This is a genomic window from Hyphomicrobium sp. MC8b, assembly GCF_905067615.1.
GTDB lineage: Bacteria > Pseudomonadota > Alphaproteobacteria > Rhizobiales > Hyphomicrobiaceae > Hyphomicrobium_B.
Map to the genome: position 1 here is coordinate 2,398,759 of NZ_LR898465.1, position 16,354 is coordinate 2,415,112.

General features: G+C 60.8%; 12 protein-coding genes. 3 read left to right on the forward strand and 9 right to left on the reverse strand.

Annotation, left to right across the window (positions count from 1 at the left end; all coding sequences use genetic code 11):
* Positions 1-186 precede the first annotated feature (186 nt).
* Entirely contained in the window at positions 187-1,413 is a 1,227-nt protein-coding gene (locus tag ACLB1Z_RS11560; protein WP_409559989.1) for an MFS transporter, read from the forward strand.
* 7 nt (positions 1,414-1,420) lie between these two features.
* On the opposite strand, the gene ACLB1Z_RS11565 is transcribed toward ACLB1Z_RS11560, so the two are convergent.
* The 4 genes from ACLB1Z_RS11565 to ACLB1Z_RS11580 form a co-directional block, all read right to left on the reverse strand.
* Positions 1,421-2,491, reverse strand: a complete 1,071-nt coding sequence (locus ACLB1Z_RS11565) for an alpha-hydroxy acid oxidase (protein WP_409559990.1) — start codon at positions 2,489-2,491, stop codon at positions 1,421-1,423.
* Positions 2,492-2,607: 116 nt separating this feature from the next.
* Positions 2,608-2,988, reverse strand: a complete 381-nt coding sequence (locus ACLB1Z_RS11570; protein WP_013947810.1) for a cyclophilin-like fold protein — start codon at positions 2,986-2,988, stop codon at positions 2,608-2,610.
* A gap of 237 nt (positions 2,989-3,225) precedes the next feature.
* A complete protein-coding gene (locus ACLB1Z_RS11575; RefSeq protein ID WP_013947812.1) occupies positions 3,226-4,473 on the reverse strand; it encodes a beta-ketoacyl-[acyl-carrier-protein] synthase family protein in 1,248 nt (415 codons plus the stop codon).
* 93 nt (positions 4,474-4,566) lie between these two features.
* Positions 4,567-4,836, reverse strand: coding sequence for an acyl carrier protein (locus tag ACLB1Z_RS11580; RefSeq protein ID WP_013947813.1), 270 nt, complete (start codon positions 4,834-4,836; stop codon positions 4,567-4,569).
* A 331-nt stretch (positions 4,837-5,167) separates the two neighbouring features.
* Here ACLB1Z_RS11580 and ACLB1Z_RS11585 point away from each other — a divergent pair, with 331 nt between their 5' ends.
* Entirely contained in the window at positions 5,168-6,892 is a 1,725-nt protein-coding gene (locus ACLB1Z_RS11585) for a long-chain-fatty-acid--CoA ligase (RefSeq protein WP_409559991.1), read from the forward strand.
* On the forward strand, positions 6,889-7,329 hold the full coding sequence (locus tag ACLB1Z_RS11590) for a MerR family transcriptional regulator (protein ID WP_409559992.1): 441 nt from the start codon (positions 6,889-6,891) through the stop codon (positions 7,327-7,329). Before ACLB1Z_RS11585 ends, ACLB1Z_RS11590 begins: the two co-directional genes overlap by 4 nt.
* 126 nt (positions 7,330-7,455) lie before the next feature.
* Here ACLB1Z_RS11590 and ACLB1Z_RS11595 read toward each other — a convergent pair whose 3' ends face one another.
* The 5 genes from ACLB1Z_RS11595 to ACLB1Z_RS11615 form a co-directional block, all read right to left on the reverse strand.
* The gene (locus ACLB1Z_RS11595; RefSeq protein ID WP_409559993.1) at positions 7,456-8,769 is read right to left on the reverse strand and encodes a class I SAM-dependent methyltransferase; all 1,314 of its coding nucleotides are present in this window, start codon (positions 8,767-8,769) and stop codon (positions 7,456-7,458) included.
* Between the two features lie 74 nt (positions 8,770-8,843).
* Positions 8,844-10,145 carry an acetyl-CoA C-acetyltransferase gene (locus ACLB1Z_RS11600; protein ID WP_409559994.1) on the reverse strand — a complete coding sequence of 434 codons (1,302 nt, stop codon included), beginning with the start codon at positions 10,143-10,145 and terminating at the stop codon, positions 8,844-8,846.
* Between the two features lie 54 nt (positions 10,146-10,199).
* Entirely contained in the window at positions 10,200-12,218 is a 2,019-nt protein-coding gene (locus ACLB1Z_RS11605) for a 3-hydroxyacyl-CoA dehydrogenase NAD-binding domain-containing protein (RefSeq protein WP_409559995.1), read from the reverse strand.
* A 37-nt stretch (positions 12,219-12,255) separates the two neighbouring features.
* Positions 12,256-14,733 carry an acyl-CoA dehydrogenase gene (locus ACLB1Z_RS11610; RefSeq protein ID WP_409559996.1) on the reverse strand — a complete coding sequence of 826 codons (2,478 nt, stop codon included), beginning with the start codon at positions 14,731-14,733 and terminating at the stop codon, positions 12,256-12,258.
* A gap of 221 nt (positions 14,734-14,954) precedes the next feature.
* Positions 14,955-16,286: an FCSD flavin-binding domain-containing protein gene (locus tag ACLB1Z_RS11615; protein ID WP_409559997.1), complete on the reverse strand. Its 1,332-nt coding sequence runs from the start codon at positions 16,284-16,286 to the stop codon at positions 14,955-14,957.
* Positions 16,287-16,354: the final 68 nt, after the last annotated feature.

Below are 16,354 nucleotides of genomic sequence, written 5' to 3' on the forward strand. Positions count from 1 at the left end.
TGATGTAAGTTTGTCACTCAAGCCTCAGGAACCTCTAAAAAATATAGTCCGCACACTTCTCGTTTGATGCGTGCATTCCGTTCGGAGAACTCAGAAACGTTCAACAAGTCTCGAACCTCTCGGCACGGCCAAAGGCAGCTTCTGCTTCAAGACAATCCGCTTTAGGGAGACGGCGCCCGCCGCCTGATGGACACGCAATCCTCGCAGATCCAGCCGCAAACGCTTTGGCGCCATCCGCCCTTGCAATACTTCCTGTGGGGGCGCGGTTTTTCGAAATTCGCTTCGCAGATATTGACGGTTGCAGTCGGCTGGCAGGTCTATGACCTGACGAGCAGCGCGTTCGACCTCGGCATGGTCGGCCTCGTGCAGTTTCTGCCGACGGCCATTCTGGTGTTCGTGGCCGGGCACGCTTCCGATCGGTATGACCGCAAGCGCGTCATCCAGCTTTGCCAGATCGTTGAGGCAGCAGCGGCGGTTTTTCTGGCGTGGGGCAGCTATGAAGGCTGGATCACGGTGCCGCAGATCTTTCTTGCCGTTGCGGTGTTCGGCGTCGCTGGCGCGTTCGAAAGCCCTGCGACCGCGGCGTTGCTTCCGGGCGTTGCGCCGGAAGGCTTACTGCAGAAGGCGACGGCGCTTTCGACCGGTGTTTTTCAGTTCGCGGCGATCAGCGGACCCGCAATCGGCGGCCTCGCGTATGGCATTTCGCCTGCCGTGCCTTACGTCATCATGACCGTGTTCTGGATTGTTGCGTCAGTGCTTAATGGCGCCATTGTACTCGACCGGCCGGTCGCGCCGCGCGAATCGCCGACCGCCGGCGCGCTGTTTGCGGGTGCGCATTTCGTCAGAAACAATCCGGCGATCCTTGGCACGATCTCGCTTGATCTCTTCGCGGTGTTACTGGGCGGCGCGTCGGCATTGCTGCCGATTTATGCGCGCGACATCCTGCACACCGGACCTTGGGGTCTCGGCATGCTGCGCGGTGCGCAAGCCATCGGCGCTTTGATCATGACCGGCATTCTGGCGCGCCATGCGATTACAAAGCACGTCGGCATGCGCATGTTCCAAGCTGTGATCGTGTTCGGGATCGCGACTGTCGTGTTCGCGCTTTCGAAAGAGGTCTGGCTATCGGTTCTCGCCCTCGCCGTGATGGGTGCAGCCGATACGATCAGCGTCGTCATTCGTGTGTCGCTGGTGCAGCTGGCAACGCCCGACGATATGCGCGGGCGCGTCGGCGCGGTGAACTTCCTGTTCATCAACGCCTCGAACCAGCTCGGTGAATTCGAGAGCGGAATGACGGCGGCTTTGCTCGGCGCCGTCCCCGCGGCCGTTCTCGGCGGGCTCGGTACGATTGCGGTGGCGCTGATCTGGATGAAGCTCTTTCCCGTGCTGCGCAACCTGCAGCGTCTGGAATGACGGACAATCAGTTTTCGAGACAATCACGCGAGATCTGGTCGATGGTGCGAATACCCGCGAGCGCCATCGTGACATCGAGTTCCTTGGCGATGAGATCGATGGCTTTGGTCACACCTGTTTCGCCTGCCGCGCAAAGCCCGTAAAGATAGCTGCGGCCTAGCCAACATGCGCGAGCACCAAGCGCGAGGGCGCGGAACACGTCCTGGCCGGAGCGAATGCCGCCATCGAAATGCACTTCCACGTCGTCGCCGACGGCATCGACGATGCGCGGCAACATCGAGATCGACGAGGCCGCGCCATCGAGCTGGCGGCCACCGTGGTTGGAAACGACGATCGCCGACGCACCGCTTTTGACGGCCATCCGCGCATCGTCGGCGTCCATGATGCTTTTGATGATGAGCTTGCCGGGCCATTGCTCACGAATCCAGGCGACGTCGTTCCACGACAGCGCCTGGTCGAACTGGCTGTTGATCCAGTCCATATAGGAGAGAAGATTTTCGGTGCCGGGAATGCGCCCGGCGACGTTGCCGAAGGTCTTGCGCTTGCCCATCAGCACGTTCGCGATCCAGGCAGGTTTCGACGCGATGCGACCAATCGTTTTTAGCTTGATGCGAGGCGGAACGGTCATGCCGCTGCGCACGTCGCGATGACGTTGGCCGAGCACCTGAAGATCGACCGTCAAAACCAATGCGCTGCAATTCGCCTTACGCGCACGCGCAATGAGATCGGCGACGAAGCCGCGGTCCTTCATGAAGTAGAGCTGAAACCAGAACGGCTTCGAGACGGCTTCGGCCACGTCTTCAATGGAGCAGATCGAGAGCGTGCTCAGGGTGTAGGGAATACCGGCCTTCTCGGCGGCGCGTGCCGCAGCGATCTCGCCGTCACGATAGGCCATACCGCTGAGACCAACCGGCCCCAACACAAGCGGCAAAGGCTGCGTCTCACCCAGCACCGTCTGGATTTGATTGCGATTGGCGGCGCCTGCCAAGACGCGCTGGCGGATCTTGATGTTCTGAAGATCGCGAAGATTGGCGGCGAGCGTCGTTTCGGAATACGAGCCCGACTCGTAATAGCCCATGAAATCGCTTGGAACGCGCCGGTGCGCCAAACGCCGGAGATCGTCGATGCAAGCTACCGATTTAAGGGCCGCGGAGCCTGATCGAAGCACGTCAGCAACTCACTACCAGCATCAAATCAGCATTCGGCTTCGCTGACGGAGATGACAACGCCGGAATGCACCGATTTAAGCTGACGGACATCATCAAGCGCTTCCGCCCAGACGTTGCAGGGTCCGGCCAAACGGATTTCACCCCGTGTGCGCGACAGTGGCGTTGGACCGAAGCCGATGGAAATTGCGTCGCCTTCCGGCCAAAAAACAATGTCACCGGCTTTGACGGTGACACGGGCATCAGGCTCGGCTGCTGAACTGACCGGAGCGTCGAAATAGATTTCACCGCCCCAAGTCCGCGCCGCAGACTCGATGGGCAGTGCGGCCCATATCCGTTCGGCCGTAGGCGTGTCGAGCAGCCTTGCGCGAATGGCAACACTCCCGGCCCGGATCACGATCTTTCGCATACCGCACAAATCCCGATCAGCACTTCGCGACCGGGATGAGAATGCGGCCGCAATGGGGAAGTCTCTCATCGAGAACCGCAGTCAGCAAGCCTTTTACGGGTCTCGAACGCGAACAAAATGTCCTGCGCGCTCGAAAATCGCGCAGGATTTGCCGTTTGCGCGGCGCAATGTGTTTATTGCGATTGCGAAAGACGGCCGCGCCTGGCGTCATTTGGCAACGGCCGAATTGCAATGCGATCACTTCGGCGCAGGTCCGAACACCAGCGAGGTATTCAAGCCGCCGAACGCGAGCGAGTTCGACATCGTATAGCCGAGCTTCATTTCGCGGCCGACGTTCGGGATATAGTCGAGATCGCAGCCTTCGCCGGGCTCATCGAGACCAATAGTCGGCGGCGCCCAGTTTTCGCGCATCGCCATGATCGTCGCGACGGCTTCGATACCGCCGCCCGCACCGAGCGGATGGCCGTGCATCGACTTCGTCGACGAAATGGCGAGCTTGTAGGCGTAATCGCCGAAGACGTTCTTGATCGCCTTCGTCTCGTTGAGATCGTTGTCGGCGGTCGCCGTGCCGTGCGCGTTCAGATAGTCAATCTGCTCGGGCGTGATGCCGGCATCTGCAAGCGCATCCTTCATGGCGACGCTCGGGCCTTCGACCGTCGGCTTCACCATGTCCTGGCTATCGGACGCCATGCCATAACCGCAGAGTTCGGCGAGGATCGTTGCACCGCGGGCCTGGGCATGTTCGAGGCTTTCAAGCACGAGAACGCCCGCGCCATCGGCAAGAACGGTACCGTTACGCTTCTTCGCGAACGGGAAGCAGCCTTCGGGGGAGAGCACGTGCAGCGCCTGCCAGGCTTTCATCGTGCCGTAGTTGATGACGGATTCAGACGCTCCGACGAGAGCGACGTCGACCATGCCGTCACGAATGTAATCTCGGCCGATACCGATCGCGTGCGTCGCTGTCGAGCAAGCCGAGCAGGTTGCGAATGTCGGGCCTTTGACGCCGAATTCGATGCCGACGTGGGCCGCAGCCGACGAACCGATGATACGCAAAAGCGTGAGCGGATGCGTGGCGCGCTTGTTGTGAATGAAGAGATCGCGATAGGCGGTCTCAAACGTCGTCAGACCGCCCGCGCCCGAACCGATGATGCATGCCGCGCGATACGGATCGACGAGCGGCATTTCGAGGCCTGCCATCTTCACGGCTTCGTCTGCAGCAGCGGCGGCGAACCAGGAGTAGCGGTCAGCGAGGGTGATGATCCGGTCGCGCTTGAAGTGCTTCAGGCGCTGCTTGGGATCGAATCCTTTGATCTGAGCGGCGATCAGAATTTTGAGATCGTCGACTGGAAAGCCTTCCAGTTCACTGACACCCGATTTGCCGGCCTTAATGCCAGCCCAGAAATCGGGAACGTTCTGCCCGATCGGAGTTACGACTCCGAGACCCGTGACGACGACACGGCGTCCCGGCTTACTATTCGACATCATCAATCTTTCTTGCCTAGCGAATGCGCGGAAACCCCCGGTAGGGGGGTTCCGGCCTTCACATATTTAATTTCGACAGAAGATCGCTCGCGGCCATTAAGCCTTGGCTGCGGAAGCCTGCTTTTCGGCAATCAACGACTTCACGCGATCAACGACTGAGCCGACAGTCTTGAACGCTTCGACTTCTTCATTGGCGTTGTATGGGATCTCAATCCCGAAGCCATCTTCAATGTCGAAAACGATCATAGCAAGATCAAGTGACTCGATCTTGAGATCTGTAAGCTGGGTGTCGAGCGAGATATCGTCGCGCGGCTCCTTCATATGCTTCTTGAGGATTTCAATAACCTTAGTCGCGACTTCGTCCATCGGCCTCTCCCACCCTCGCAATCCCTGCGACGGGCCAGTTTTGCTTGGCATCTACTAAATCAAGAGCCCTTGATCAGCAAGCGGGGGGGTCACTTATCCTTAAACAACCGCGAAGTCTAGGTACGGACCGTCGCGCTTGCCCCCTCGTCGCCGACCTCGACCGCTCGCTGCCTCATCGACAGGTGTTTACATGAGCGATCAAGCGCTAGCGTTGGCCGCCGAAAATTGTCTAATATTCGCGCGTCCCTTGCTGGTTACTGCACGGTTTAAGACATCTTCAGCGAAGGTCAACGCGATCCGGATAAAATAAAATCGAGTGACCGGACAGACCATGACAGCAGAAGCCACCTCACCTGTGTCCCAGATGTCGCCCCAGTGGGTAGATCATTACCCGGCAGACATCGATTGGCGCATGCCAATCCCCAAGGGGACCGTGCCCGGACTGCTGGACGAGGCCGCCGCCCGCTACCCCCAAAACCCCGCTATCGGCTTTCTGGGCCGCTCCACGTCCTATTCGAATCTAGCGGCCGAGGTCGACCGTGTGGCCGCCGGCTTGCAACGGATCGGAGTAAAACGGGGCACCAAAGTCGGGCTTTTTCTGCCGAATACCCCGACTTTTATTGTGTATTATTTTGGGATACTCAAAGCGGGTGGAACCGTCGTCAACTTCAATCCTCTTTATACTGTCGAAGAGCTGACGTTCCAGGCCAGGGACAGCGAAACGGAGATCATGGTTACCCATGATCTGGCCCTGCTGTTCACCAAGATCGAGGCTTTGCTGCAGGCCAGCGTCATTTCGCGCGCCATCGTCGTGCCGTTCGCCAGCGTGCTTTCGCCGCTGAAATCTGTGCTGTTCCGGATTTTCAAGCGCAAGGACATCGCCAACGTCGCTCGCTCGCCCAGCGCTTCGCGAGTGGTCGATGGCCTCGAACTAGCCGCGACGCGATTCCCGTTGTCGCCCGTTGCCATCGACCCCGACAACGATATCGCCGTTCTGCAATACACCGGCGGCACGACCGGCACGCCCAAGGGTGCCATGCTCACGCACGCAAATATCGTTGCGAACACCAAGCAGGTCGTGGCCTGGGGCACGGTTCTGAAGCCCGGCGAGGAGTGCGTGCTGGGCGCCCTGCCGCTGTTTCACGTGTTCGCCATGACGGTCGTCATGACGGTCGGTGTCGAGCTGGCAGCCAAAATCGTGCTCATTCCCCGCTTCCAGCTGATCGAGACGCTGAAGCTGATCAACAGCGAAAAGCCGACGATGATGCCGGTCGTGCCTACAATTCTGACGGCGATGCTCAATTTCGAGCACATCAAGTCGTACAATCTTTCGTCGCTCAAATTCTGCCTTTCCGGCGGGGCGCCGCTGCCGCTCGAGACGAAACTCAAATTCGAGGCGATGGCAGCCGGATCGACGAAGGTCGTGGAAGGCTACGGGCTTTCCGAGACGTCTCCGGTCTTGACAGCCAATCCGCTCGACGGTGAGCCGGTTTCGGGCTCTATCGGCATGCCGCTTCCAGGGACCATGATTTCGCTGCGAAGTCTGGATGACCCGACGAAGGAGGTTGCGCAGGGCGAGCGCGGGGAACTTTGCGCCAAAGGGCCGCAGGTCATGAAGGGCTACTGGAAGCGCCCGGAGGAAACCGCGAAGCAGTTCGTCGGCGACTTTTTGCGAACCGGCGACGTCGCGGTGATGGACGAGAACGGCTATTTCGCCATCGTCGACCGCATCAAGGATCTCATCATCTGCTCGGGCTTCAACGTTTATCCGCGGCGCGTGGAGGAGGCGATTTATGCGCATCCGGCGGTCGAGGAAGTGACCGTCATCGGTATTCCCGACCCTTACCGCGGCGAAGCGCCGAAGGCGTTCGTCAAATTGAAGGCCGGCATGACGGCGACGGCACCGGAGATGCTCGAATTCCTGAAAGCCAAAATCTCGAAGATCGAAATGCCAGCGGCTATTGAGTTCCGCGACAGCCTGCCGAAGACCTTGATCGGCAAGCTGTCCAAGAAAGAGTTGACCGCCGAGGAAGCCCAGCGCGGCAAATCGGCATGACGGTCAAAACCGCTCCGCTCGCGCGCACCGAAGCGCTTCAACGCGAGAATCCGCGGGAGGCCACGGCCTATTCGATTTCGGCGCTGGCGAAGGAATTCGGGATCACAACGCGCACCATCCGCTTTTACGAGAGCCGCGGCTTGATCTCGCCGCAGCGGATCGGCACGACGCGGAAATATTCCAAGCGCGACCGGGCGCGGCTTATTCTTATCCTGCGCGGTCGAAACCTCGGGTTCACCGTCGAAGACGTCAGCGAATATCTGTCGCTTTACGATTCCGATCCGGGGCAATTAGCGCAGACGCGGCTGCTGCTCGACAAGGTGACGGACGCGATCGACGATCTTGAGACGAAACGGCGCGACATCGAGCGGTCGCTGGCCGATCTCAACGAAATCCGCGCGCGTTGCGATGCACATCTGAAAGCGCGCGAGCGTTAGATTCTCGTTGTCGCGTATGGCCTGCTTTAGGCCGAGGATCCATTTCGATGCTCGTGCGGATGCCCGATGGATCCACGGGACGAGCCCGACGACGACAGTTATTGCAAATCCATCGAGCTTGCGGCGCTAGCGATAAAGGTCCGCGCGGGTTGGCGGTAGCATGGGCGTGCGTTTTGCCGACTTCGACGCGAGCGTCTGGAACAGCCGCAGCGTGCCGCGCGAGAACGCGAGGCTGACGCCTGCGAGATATGCGACCCAGATGCGATACTTCTCCTCACCCACGTACTGAATCGCCTGGTCCTTGTTTTCCGTCAGGCGCTCGCACCACAGCTGGCACGTGCGCGCGTAATGCAGCCGCCAGCCTTCGACGTCGTGTACTTCGAAGCCCGCGCGCTCCATGGCGGAGATCGAGTGGCCGATGTCGTCGAGTTCGCCGCCGGGAAAGATATATTTGGCGATGGCCTTTTTCTCCGGTCGCATGCGGCCTTTGAAAAAACCCGGCTTGTGCTTCGGCGCACGGCGCGAAATGGCGTGATTGAGGAACAGGCCGTCGTCGCTCAAAAGCGAGCGCACCTTCTGCATATACGTCGGGATGTTCTTAAGTCCGATATGCTCGTACATGCCGATGGAGGCGATCTTGTCGAACTTGCCGGTCAGTTTCGAATAGTCCGACAGTTCGAACGTCACGCGGTCGGCGATGCCGAGACGCTTGGCCTTCTCACGTGCGAACGCAAGCTGCTCTTCCGAGAGCGTCACGCCATGTGCGGTGACGCCGAAGTTCTGCACGGCATGACACAGCAGGCCACCCCAGCCCGCGCCGATGTCGAGCATTCGGTCGCCGGGCTTCAGACGCAGCTTCCGGCAGATCATCTCCAGCTTGTCGTGCTGGGCCTGTGCGATGTCGTTCGACCAATCCGTGTAGTAGGCACACGAGTAGACCATCTCGGGATCGAGAAAGAGCGCGTAGAAATCGTTCGACAGGTCGTAGTGAAACTGAATGTAGGCCTTGTTGTCGGCGGTCTTGCGGTTCTTGCCGGTGATCTCGCCCTCAAAGCCGTGTGCGTCCCGTGCTTCCGATGGTTTCGCGAACAGGAACGGCGAGAGTTTCAGTGCGAGACTCGCGATCTCGCCCGGCTTCAGCTTCACGCCCTTGCGGCCGTCCTGTAGGCCCTTGCCGAAATCGACGAGCGTGCCGCCGGAGAAGTCGATGCCCTTCTCGACGTATTGGCGAATGATGGAATCGAGCGACGGGCGGCGCAGGATCGCACCGATCACGCCGGGGTCGCGGATCGAGATTTCGAAGTTCGATTGCGGCGCTTTGCTGAGCGGCAGGCGCGTGCCGTCCCACAGCCGCACCCAGCCATCGACGTCCAAACGCTCCGCCAGACTGTGGACAAGCGTGCGCGCGGCTTCGAGTTGCTTATCGTCTTTCGCGCCCATTCGTCCCTTCCCTCGCGATCGGTGGCCGCGAGGGACATAGCGCATCGGAGGCCGAGAGTCTTCCCGTCAGGGCCTCAGGCGGCCTGGGCTTCGATAGTCATTGGGGATTCCATGATTGCCGTCACGCCCATACCACCAGCCGTGCAGACCGAAATGAGCCCGCGTCCGCCTTTCGTTGACAGGAGTTTGGCCATATTCGCGACGATCCGAGCGCCCGTCGCGGCGAACGGATGGCCAAACGCGAGCGATGAGCCTTTGACGTTGAGCTTCGTCCGGTCGATCGAGCCGAGCGGTGTGTCCTTGCCCATATGCTTCTTGCAGTAAGCCGGGTCTTCCCAGGCTTTCAGCGTGCACAGCACCTGCGCGGCAAACGCTTCGTGGATTTCATAGAAATCGAAATCCTGTAGCGTGAGGCCCGCACGGTCGAGCATCTTGGAGACGGCGATGGTCGGCGCCATCAGCAGGCCGTCGCCGCCGACGAAATTGTTGCCGATATGCTGACCGTAGGTGATGTAGGCTTGGATCGGCAGATTGCGCGCTTTCGCCCATTCTTCGGACGCGAGCAGAACGCTAGCCGCGCCGTCGGTCAGCGGCGTCGAGTTGCCGGCCGTCAGCGTGCCACGATCCGATTTCTCGAAAGCGTTTTTCAGCGATGCGAGTTTTTCGAGTGTGATGTCAGGGCGCAGGTTATTGTCGCGATAGACGCCCGCGAAGGGAATGACGAGGTCATCCATGTAGCCTTCGTCGTAGGCGGCGGCGCCCTTCCGGTGGCTTTCGAACGCGAGCTGATCCTGGTCGGCGCGCGGGATATGCCATTCCTGCGCCATCAGTTCGCAATGCTGCCCCATCGACAAGCCCGTGCGGGGCTCGGACACGGCGGGCGGCTGCGGCGCGAGTTCTGCGGGCGACAGGCCCTTGAAGGCCTTCACCTTGTCCATCGCCGATTTGCCCTGCTGGGCGGCGATCAGACGCTTGGAAAATTTCTTCGTGAAGACGATCGGCGCGTCCGACGTCGTGTCGGAACCGACGGAGATCGCGCTTTCGATTTCGCCCGTTGCGATCTTGGCCGCAGACATCAGCGCCGATTGCAGTGACGTTCCGCAGGCCTGAATCAGCGTGACGCCCGGCGTCGAAGGGGCGAGCTTGGTCGAAAGAACGGCTTCGCGCGCGAGATTGAAATCCTTCGAGTGCGTGACGACCGCGCCGCCGACGACTTCGTCGACGTGCTGGCCCTTGAGGCCATAGCGATCGACGAGCCCATTCAACGCACCTGCCATCATGTCGAGGTTCGACTGGTCGGCGTAAAAGGTGTTCGAACGGCAGAACGGAATGCGAGTACCGCCGATCACCGCAACGCGCCGAAGTTCTCTTGCCATCTCATTTCTCCAGTATCCCCCTCGCGCGTAGGAACGGGGAGAGGGAATAAAAAATTACTCAGCAGCGGCGGCTTGCGTCGCGGGCGACGGGCTTTTTGCGGCGAGGTTTTTCTTGTAGTGCAGCGGGCCGCCGCGGAAGGGAGCGAAGCCGGTGCCGAAGATCATGCCGGCATCGACGAGGTCGGCGGTTTCGACGACGCCCTCATCCAGCGACTTCTGCGCTTCGTCGATCATCGGCGCGACGAGATCGCGGCCCAACGAGTCGAGTTCAGCTTTGGTGTATTTCTTGTCGGATTTGACGGGCTTGCCGTCCTTCCAGATGTAGAAGCCCTCGCCCGTTTTTTTGCCGAGACGACCGGACGCCACAAGGCGATCGAGGCGCGAGCCTTCGCTCGACTGGCCGAGAATTTTCGCGACATGGGCGCAGATATCGAGACCGACGTTATCGGCCAATTCAATCGGTCCCATCGGCATGCCGAAGATGCGCGCTGCCTCGTCGATCTTCTCCTTGTCTTCGCCCTGCTCCAGTCGCGTCATCGCGGCGAACATGTACGGCGTCAGCACCTTGTTGACGAGGAAGCCCGGCACGTCTTTCGTTATCAGCGGGAACTTGTCGATGGATGTGACGAAGGCTGCGCCCTTCTTCACTTCATCGTCGCGCGTATTCGTTCCGCGCACGACTTCGACCAGCGGCATCTGCGCGACGGGCGAGAAGAAGTGCAGGCCGATGAGGCGGCCGGGATCTTTCAGCGGTGCAGCGATGTCTTCGAGCTTCAGCGACGACGTATTCGTCGCGAGCACAGCGCCGGGCTTGATCCTGGTTTCGAGATCGGCAAACAGCTTCTGTTTGATGTCGAGCCGCTCGACGATCGCTTCGATGATCACATCGGCGTGGGCGACGCCCTTGCCTTCCGGATCGGCAATAAGGCGAGCCTTGGCCGCGTCGCGCGTCGCCTTGGTCTTGAACTTCTTGGCGAACAGTTTGCCCTGAGCCTTGATGCCCTTTTCGAGTTGTTCGGGCGAAATATCCTGCAGCGTCACTTCCATGCCCGAGGCAACGCAGACGCCTGCAATGTCGGCGCCCATGGTGCCTGCTCCGATGACGTGCACGCGGCTCGGACGCCACTTCAGCCCGCGCGGGGCCTGGCCTTTCAGAAGTTCGGTCAGGCGGAAGACACGGCGAAGGTTTTTCGATGTGTCCGACATCATCAGCGGCGCGAAGGCTTTCGTTTCCTCGCGCTTCATGGTCTGGAGGTCGCCGCCGTATTTTTCGAACAGGTCGATCAGGCGGAACGGCGCGGGATAGTGATCCTCGCGGACTTTCTTTGCCGTCTCCTGACGCATCTTGCCTGCGAGGAAGCCGCGCGCCGGCCATTTCGCCAGCAGCGCCTTCGCTGCGCCCGCCGATTTCGACTTGCGATTTTGCAGCACCGCCTTGCGCGCCGCCCAATGCAATTCGCCGGGGCTGCCGACGAGCTGATCGAGGAAGCCCTGCGCCTTTGCAACAGTCGCGCGGATCATGCCGCCCGTCAGCATCGCCTGCATCGCGGCCATCGGGCCGGCTTGCTTGATCGACCGCGCCGTGCCGTTGAAGCCGGGGAAGATGCCGAGCTTCACTTCAGGGAAGCCGACGCGAGTTGAATCATCGCGGGTGGCGATGCGGTAGTGGCAGGCGAGGATCAGTTCCAGGCCGCCGCCGACGCAGACACCGTGGATCGCGGCGACAACTGGGACAGGCAGCTTCTCGATGCGCTCAAACAGTTCGTTGACGGGCTTCAACGCCGCGATCACGTCCTGCTCGCTGGTGAAGGTTTCGAACTCGCGGATGTCGGCGCCGACGACGAAGCCGCGATCCTTGCCCGACATGATGATGAGGCCGCGGATTTTCTTGGACGCGGCATCGGCTTCAGCCCGCGTGATGATCGCCGCCAGTTCTTCGATCGGACGGCGGCCGAGCGAATTCATGCTCTCGCCTTCGCGATCGAATATGGCCCAGGCAATGTCCTCGCCGTCGACCCAGTAACGCCAGTCCTTGAGATCGAGAATGCTCGGCTCAGCCGCAAATTCCGTCATCGTTTGTCACCTCAACACAAATAGGATGCGGTAGTGGTCATTCCGCTGCCAAGCTCTCGGCGCCACGAACGTTGTGGCCGAGCGTCACGTAATTCGGTTTTACTTCCGCCGGATCGAAATGGTCGACCGCGATGACACGCGCGACAAGCCGTTCGACCTCGCGAAGCTGTTCGGCTTCCGCCTCGGTGATCACAGCCTTGGCGACCGCTTCGGCAAACCAGTCGTTGCCATGATAGCGGCGCACGACGCCGTCGCGGATGGCCTTTTCGAGCTTTTTCTCGATGGGCTCGGCGGCGATCACCTTTTCCAGGGTCACTTCCAGGATACCGGTCGGGTCGTTGACGTCCTTCGAGACGTAGATATCGCGCGTCAGGCGGTCGCGAACTTCGCCCGGCTGCAAGGCGTGGCGCGCAACCCGATGCCCCAGCGTATCGGAGGCGGGCTTACGACGGCGGCCGAGCGGGAAGACGACAGCGCGCATCAGCGGCCGCGCCCAGCGAACCGGGAAATTGTCGATCACGCCGCTCATGGCTTCCTGGTAGCGATGGAGCGCATTTTCGGCGGCCAGCTGGACGATTAACTCGTCACCTTCCGGACGGCCGTCGTCTTCGTAGCGCTTCAAAGTGGCCGACAGCAGGTAAAGCTCGGAGAGCGCGTCGGCCATGCGGCCGGTGATCTTCTGCTTGATCTTCAGACCGCCGCCCAGAAGCGCGACCGTCAGATCCGCGACGAAGGCATAGGAGCGGCTGGCGCGGCCAAGCTGGCGATACCAGTCGGACATGCGCAGCGCGTGATCCGGCGCCTTCACGAAAGCGCCGCCGGTGACGTTGTGCACGAACGCGCCTGTCGCGTTCGATAGCGAAAAGGCGATGTGATTGTTGAAGGCGTTTTCGAAATCGTCGAGCCCGCGCTTCTTGTCGGGGTTCTGGGCCGCCTGCACTTCCTTATAGAGATAGGGATGCGAGCGCAGCGCACCTTGCGCAAAGGTGATGAGCGTACGCGTGAGAATGTTCGCGCCTTCGACGGTGATGCCGACCGGAACCATCTGATACGCCGATTGCAGATAGTTCGCGGGGCCGTCGCAGATGCCGCGGCCACCGTGAATATCCATCGCGTCGTTGACGGCGCGGCGGAGCTTCTCCGTCGTCTGGTATTTCATCATCGCGGAGATGACCGACGGCTTCTCGCCGCGTGAGACCATCGCAGCGGTCATCGCGCGACCGGCTTCGTTGACATAGGCCGTCTCGATCATACGGACGAGCGCTTCCTCGATGCCCTCCATGCGCGAGACCGGCAGGCCGAACTGCTTGCGGATGCGGGCATAAGCTGACGTCACACGCAGCATCATCTTGGCGCCGGCCGTCCCGGACGACGGCAGCGAAATCGCGCGGCCGGCGGAAAGGCATTCCATCAGCATGCGCCAGCCGTTGCCGGCCATCTTGTCGCCACCGATGACCCAATCCATCGGGATGAAAACATCGTTGCCCCAGTTGGGGCCGTTCGGAAAGGCGGCGCCGGACGGCAGATGGCGGCGGCCGATGTTAATGCCCGGATGATCGGCCGGAATCAGCGCCAGCGTGATGCCGACGTCCTCGCCCTTGCCAAGCAGGTTGTCTTTATCGAACAGACGGAACGCCAGACCGACAAGCGTCGCCTTCGGGCCGAGCGTGATGTAGCGCTTGTCCCACGAGAGGCTGATGCCGAGCGTATCCTGGCCTTTGTAGCTGCCGCGCGTGACGTAACCCACATCGCGCATCGTAGCGGCATCGGAGCCGGACGTCGGGCCGGTCAGCGAGAAGCACGGCACTTCCTCACCCTTGGCGAGGCGCGGCAGGTAATAGTGCTTCTGCTCGTCGGTACCGTATTTCTCGATGAGTTCGCCCGGCCCAAGAGAGTTCGGCACCATGACGATCGTGACGACGTCGGGCGAACGCGAGGCGATCTTGCCGAGGATCAGCGATTGCGCCTGCGCAGAGAATCCGAGGCCGCCGTGCTCCTTCGAGATCAGCATGCCGAGGAAGCCGTTCCTCTTGACGAAATCCCAGATCTCGTCCGGCACATCGTGCAGCGTATGGCGCACCTGCCAGTCGTCGATCATACGGCAGAGGTCTTCGGTCGGGCCGTCGAGGAAGGCGCGCTCTTCGGGCGTCAGTTCGATCGGCGGCACAGATTTGAGCTTGTCCCAGTCGGGGGTGCCGGAAAAAAGTTCGGCGTCGAAGCCGACGGTTCCTGCTTCGAGGGCCTGTGCTTCGGTGTCGGAGACGCGCGGCAGAATTTTTCGGATCTGGGCGAAGACCGGCGCGATGATGAGGCTGCGGCGCACAGCCGGGATCGACAGCACGGCCAGCGCCACGAACGGCAGCCACGCGGCCCAGGAGACGAGACCAATATGGCCGTCCGTCGCGAGCAGCGTCCAGGCGCCGACGGCGGCCGCCCAGCCCCAGAGGGGCGCTCGTACCATTCCCAGCGCCAAAACAGCGGCAAAAGCCACCAGGATCAGAACAATGGGTGCCATTTCCGTGCCTCCCGAACAGGGCTGCCGCTAGGCGATCAGTCTCAGCGCGCCCTATCATCCGTTGACGTATACGTCAACTTGGGTCGCCCGCCGCCAGATGTCCAGGGCGAAGGCTTCCAGGGTCTATTCTGAGCCTAATTAATCACGTTTGTACGGCAGTCGCTAATCTTGCAGATACATAGGCCGTCCCTTCGGCCCGGCCAGATGCTGCGCGATAAAGCTTAAGGATTGCGGAAGTTGGGAAGCGTCACCTGCTGGGACGGTTCATCGAACAGGTCTTCGATGATGGTTTGATACCAGTCGGCGCTTTCCTCGTTCACCTGGCGGCGAAGCTCGGCGCTGTCGTCCGGCTTCGAGATGAAGCCGTCCTTGATCTCCAGGTATGCTTTTCCGTCTTTGGTTGCAGGCACATAGTCGCCGCCGATCTTGGCGCTGTTGTCGGGCGCGAGCATCGACCAGCAGGTGTTGCGGAAACGGCCGGCCGTTCTCGGCTTGCCCTGCAGGTCGGCGATCATGTCGTTGACGACGACGCCCGCCTGGCTAACTGCGGAATAGGCTGATTTCGGCATTTCGTTCGCAATTGCAGCATCGCCGAGCACGTAGACGTCTTTTGCCTTGGTCGACGTGAAATTCTCCGGATTGACCGGGCACCAGTCGCCCTCGGTCAAGCCGGCGCTCGCCGCGATGGCGCCCGCCTTCTGCGGCGGGATGATATTGGCGAGCGCGGCGCGTTCAGTCCGCCCGGCTTTCGTGGTGACGACGCCTGTCTTCGCATCGACTTTGATGACCGAGAAATCGTCAATCTCGTTGGTCAGATTGATCTCGACGATGTCCTTGTAATACTCGTTGAAGGCTTCCTCGAACACGGCTTGCTTGGAATAGGTTTTCTTGGCATCGAAAAGCACGAGCCGAGCCTTCGGCTTCTTCGTCTTCAGGAAATGCGCGATCATGCAGGCGCGCTCGTAGGGGCCCGGCGGACAGCGATACGGGTTCTGCGGTACGGCCATGACGACGAGGCCGCCGTCAGGCAGCGCGAGCAGCTTTTCCTTCAGAAGCCACGTCTGCGGGCCGCCCTGCCACGCGTGAGGCATGATTTTGGCGGCTTCGGGCGAATAGCCTTCGATAGCATCCCATTTGAAATCGATGCCCGGTGCAACGACGAGGCGGTCATACGTCAGCGTCGGCCCCTTGGCGAGCGTCACCTTTTTCGCCGTCGTGTCGATGCCCGTCGCGGTGTCGGTCAGAACCGTGATGCCGCGCTTTTTCACGCCCTCATAATCGTGCGTGATAGATTTGAAAGTGCGGAAGCCGCCGAGATACAGGTTCGAATAGAAACAGGTTGTATATTTTACCTTGGGCTCGATCAGCGTGATGTCGAGCGTAGCGTCGGCCGACTTGAGGCGATTGGCGACGGCCGCGCCGCCGGGTCCACCACCGATGACGACGATCTTCGCAGGGCCAGCGGCCAATGCGGGACGCGGCAGCTCGGTCAAGGCGGCAACACCGACGCCCGCCGCCAATGCATTGAATTCACGGCGCGTGATCCCGGTCATTCCCCGCCCCCAGATTTGGCCTGATGCTGGTGCGCCGACATGCGCCCTCTTTTCGTTCTTAACGGCCA

Bases quoted from the DNA above. Each gene is read 5' to 3' on its own strand.
- ACLB1Z_RS11595 (WP_409559993.1), bottom strand. From the start codon at position 8,769: ATGGGCGCGAAAGACGATAAGCAACTCGAAGCCGCGCGCACGCTTGTC.
- ACLB1Z_RS11575 (WP_013947812.1), bottom strand. From the start codon at position 4,473: ATGATGTCGAATAGTAAGCCGGGACGCCGTGTCGTCGTCACGGGTCTC.
- ACLB1Z_RS11615 (WP_409559997.1), bottom strand. From the start codon at position 16,286: ATGACCGGGATCACGCGCCGTGAATTCAATGCATTGGCGGCGGGCGTC.
- ACLB1Z_RS11605 (WP_409559995.1), bottom strand. From the start codon at position 12,218: ATGACGGAATTTGCGGCTGAGCCGAGCATTCTCGATCTCAAGGACTGG.
- ACLB1Z_RS11560 (WP_409559989.1), top strand. From the start codon at position 187: ATGGACACGCAATCCTCGCAGATCCAGCCGCAAACGCTTTGGCGCCAT.
- ACLB1Z_RS11565 (WP_409559990.1), bottom strand. From the start codon at position 2,491: ATGGGCTATTACGAGTCGGGCTCGTATTCCGAAACGACGCTCGCCGCC.
- ACLB1Z_RS11580 (WP_013947813.1), bottom strand. From the start codon at position 4,836: ATGGACGAAGTCGCGACTAAGGTTATTGAAATCCTCAAGAAGCATATG.
- ACLB1Z_RS11585 (WP_409559991.1), top strand. From the start codon at position 5,168: ATGACAGCAGAAGCCACCTCACCTGTGTCCCAGATGTCGCCCCAGTGG.
- ACLB1Z_RS11610 (WP_409559996.1), bottom strand. From the start codon at position 14,733: ATGGCACCCATTGTTCTGATCCTGGTGGCTTTTGCCGCTGTTTTGGCG.
- ACLB1Z_RS11600 (WP_409559994.1), bottom strand. From the start codon at position 10,145: ATGGCAAGAGAACTTCGGCGCGTTGCGGTGATCGGCGGTACTCGCATT.
- ACLB1Z_RS11590 (WP_409559992.1), top strand. From the start codon at position 6,889: ATGACGGTCAAAACCGCTCCGCTCGCGCGCACCGAAGCGCTTCAACGC.
- ACLB1Z_RS11570 (WP_013947810.1), bottom strand. From the start codon at position 2,988: ATGCGAAAGATCGTGATCCGGGCCGGGAGTGTTGCCATTCGCGCAAGG.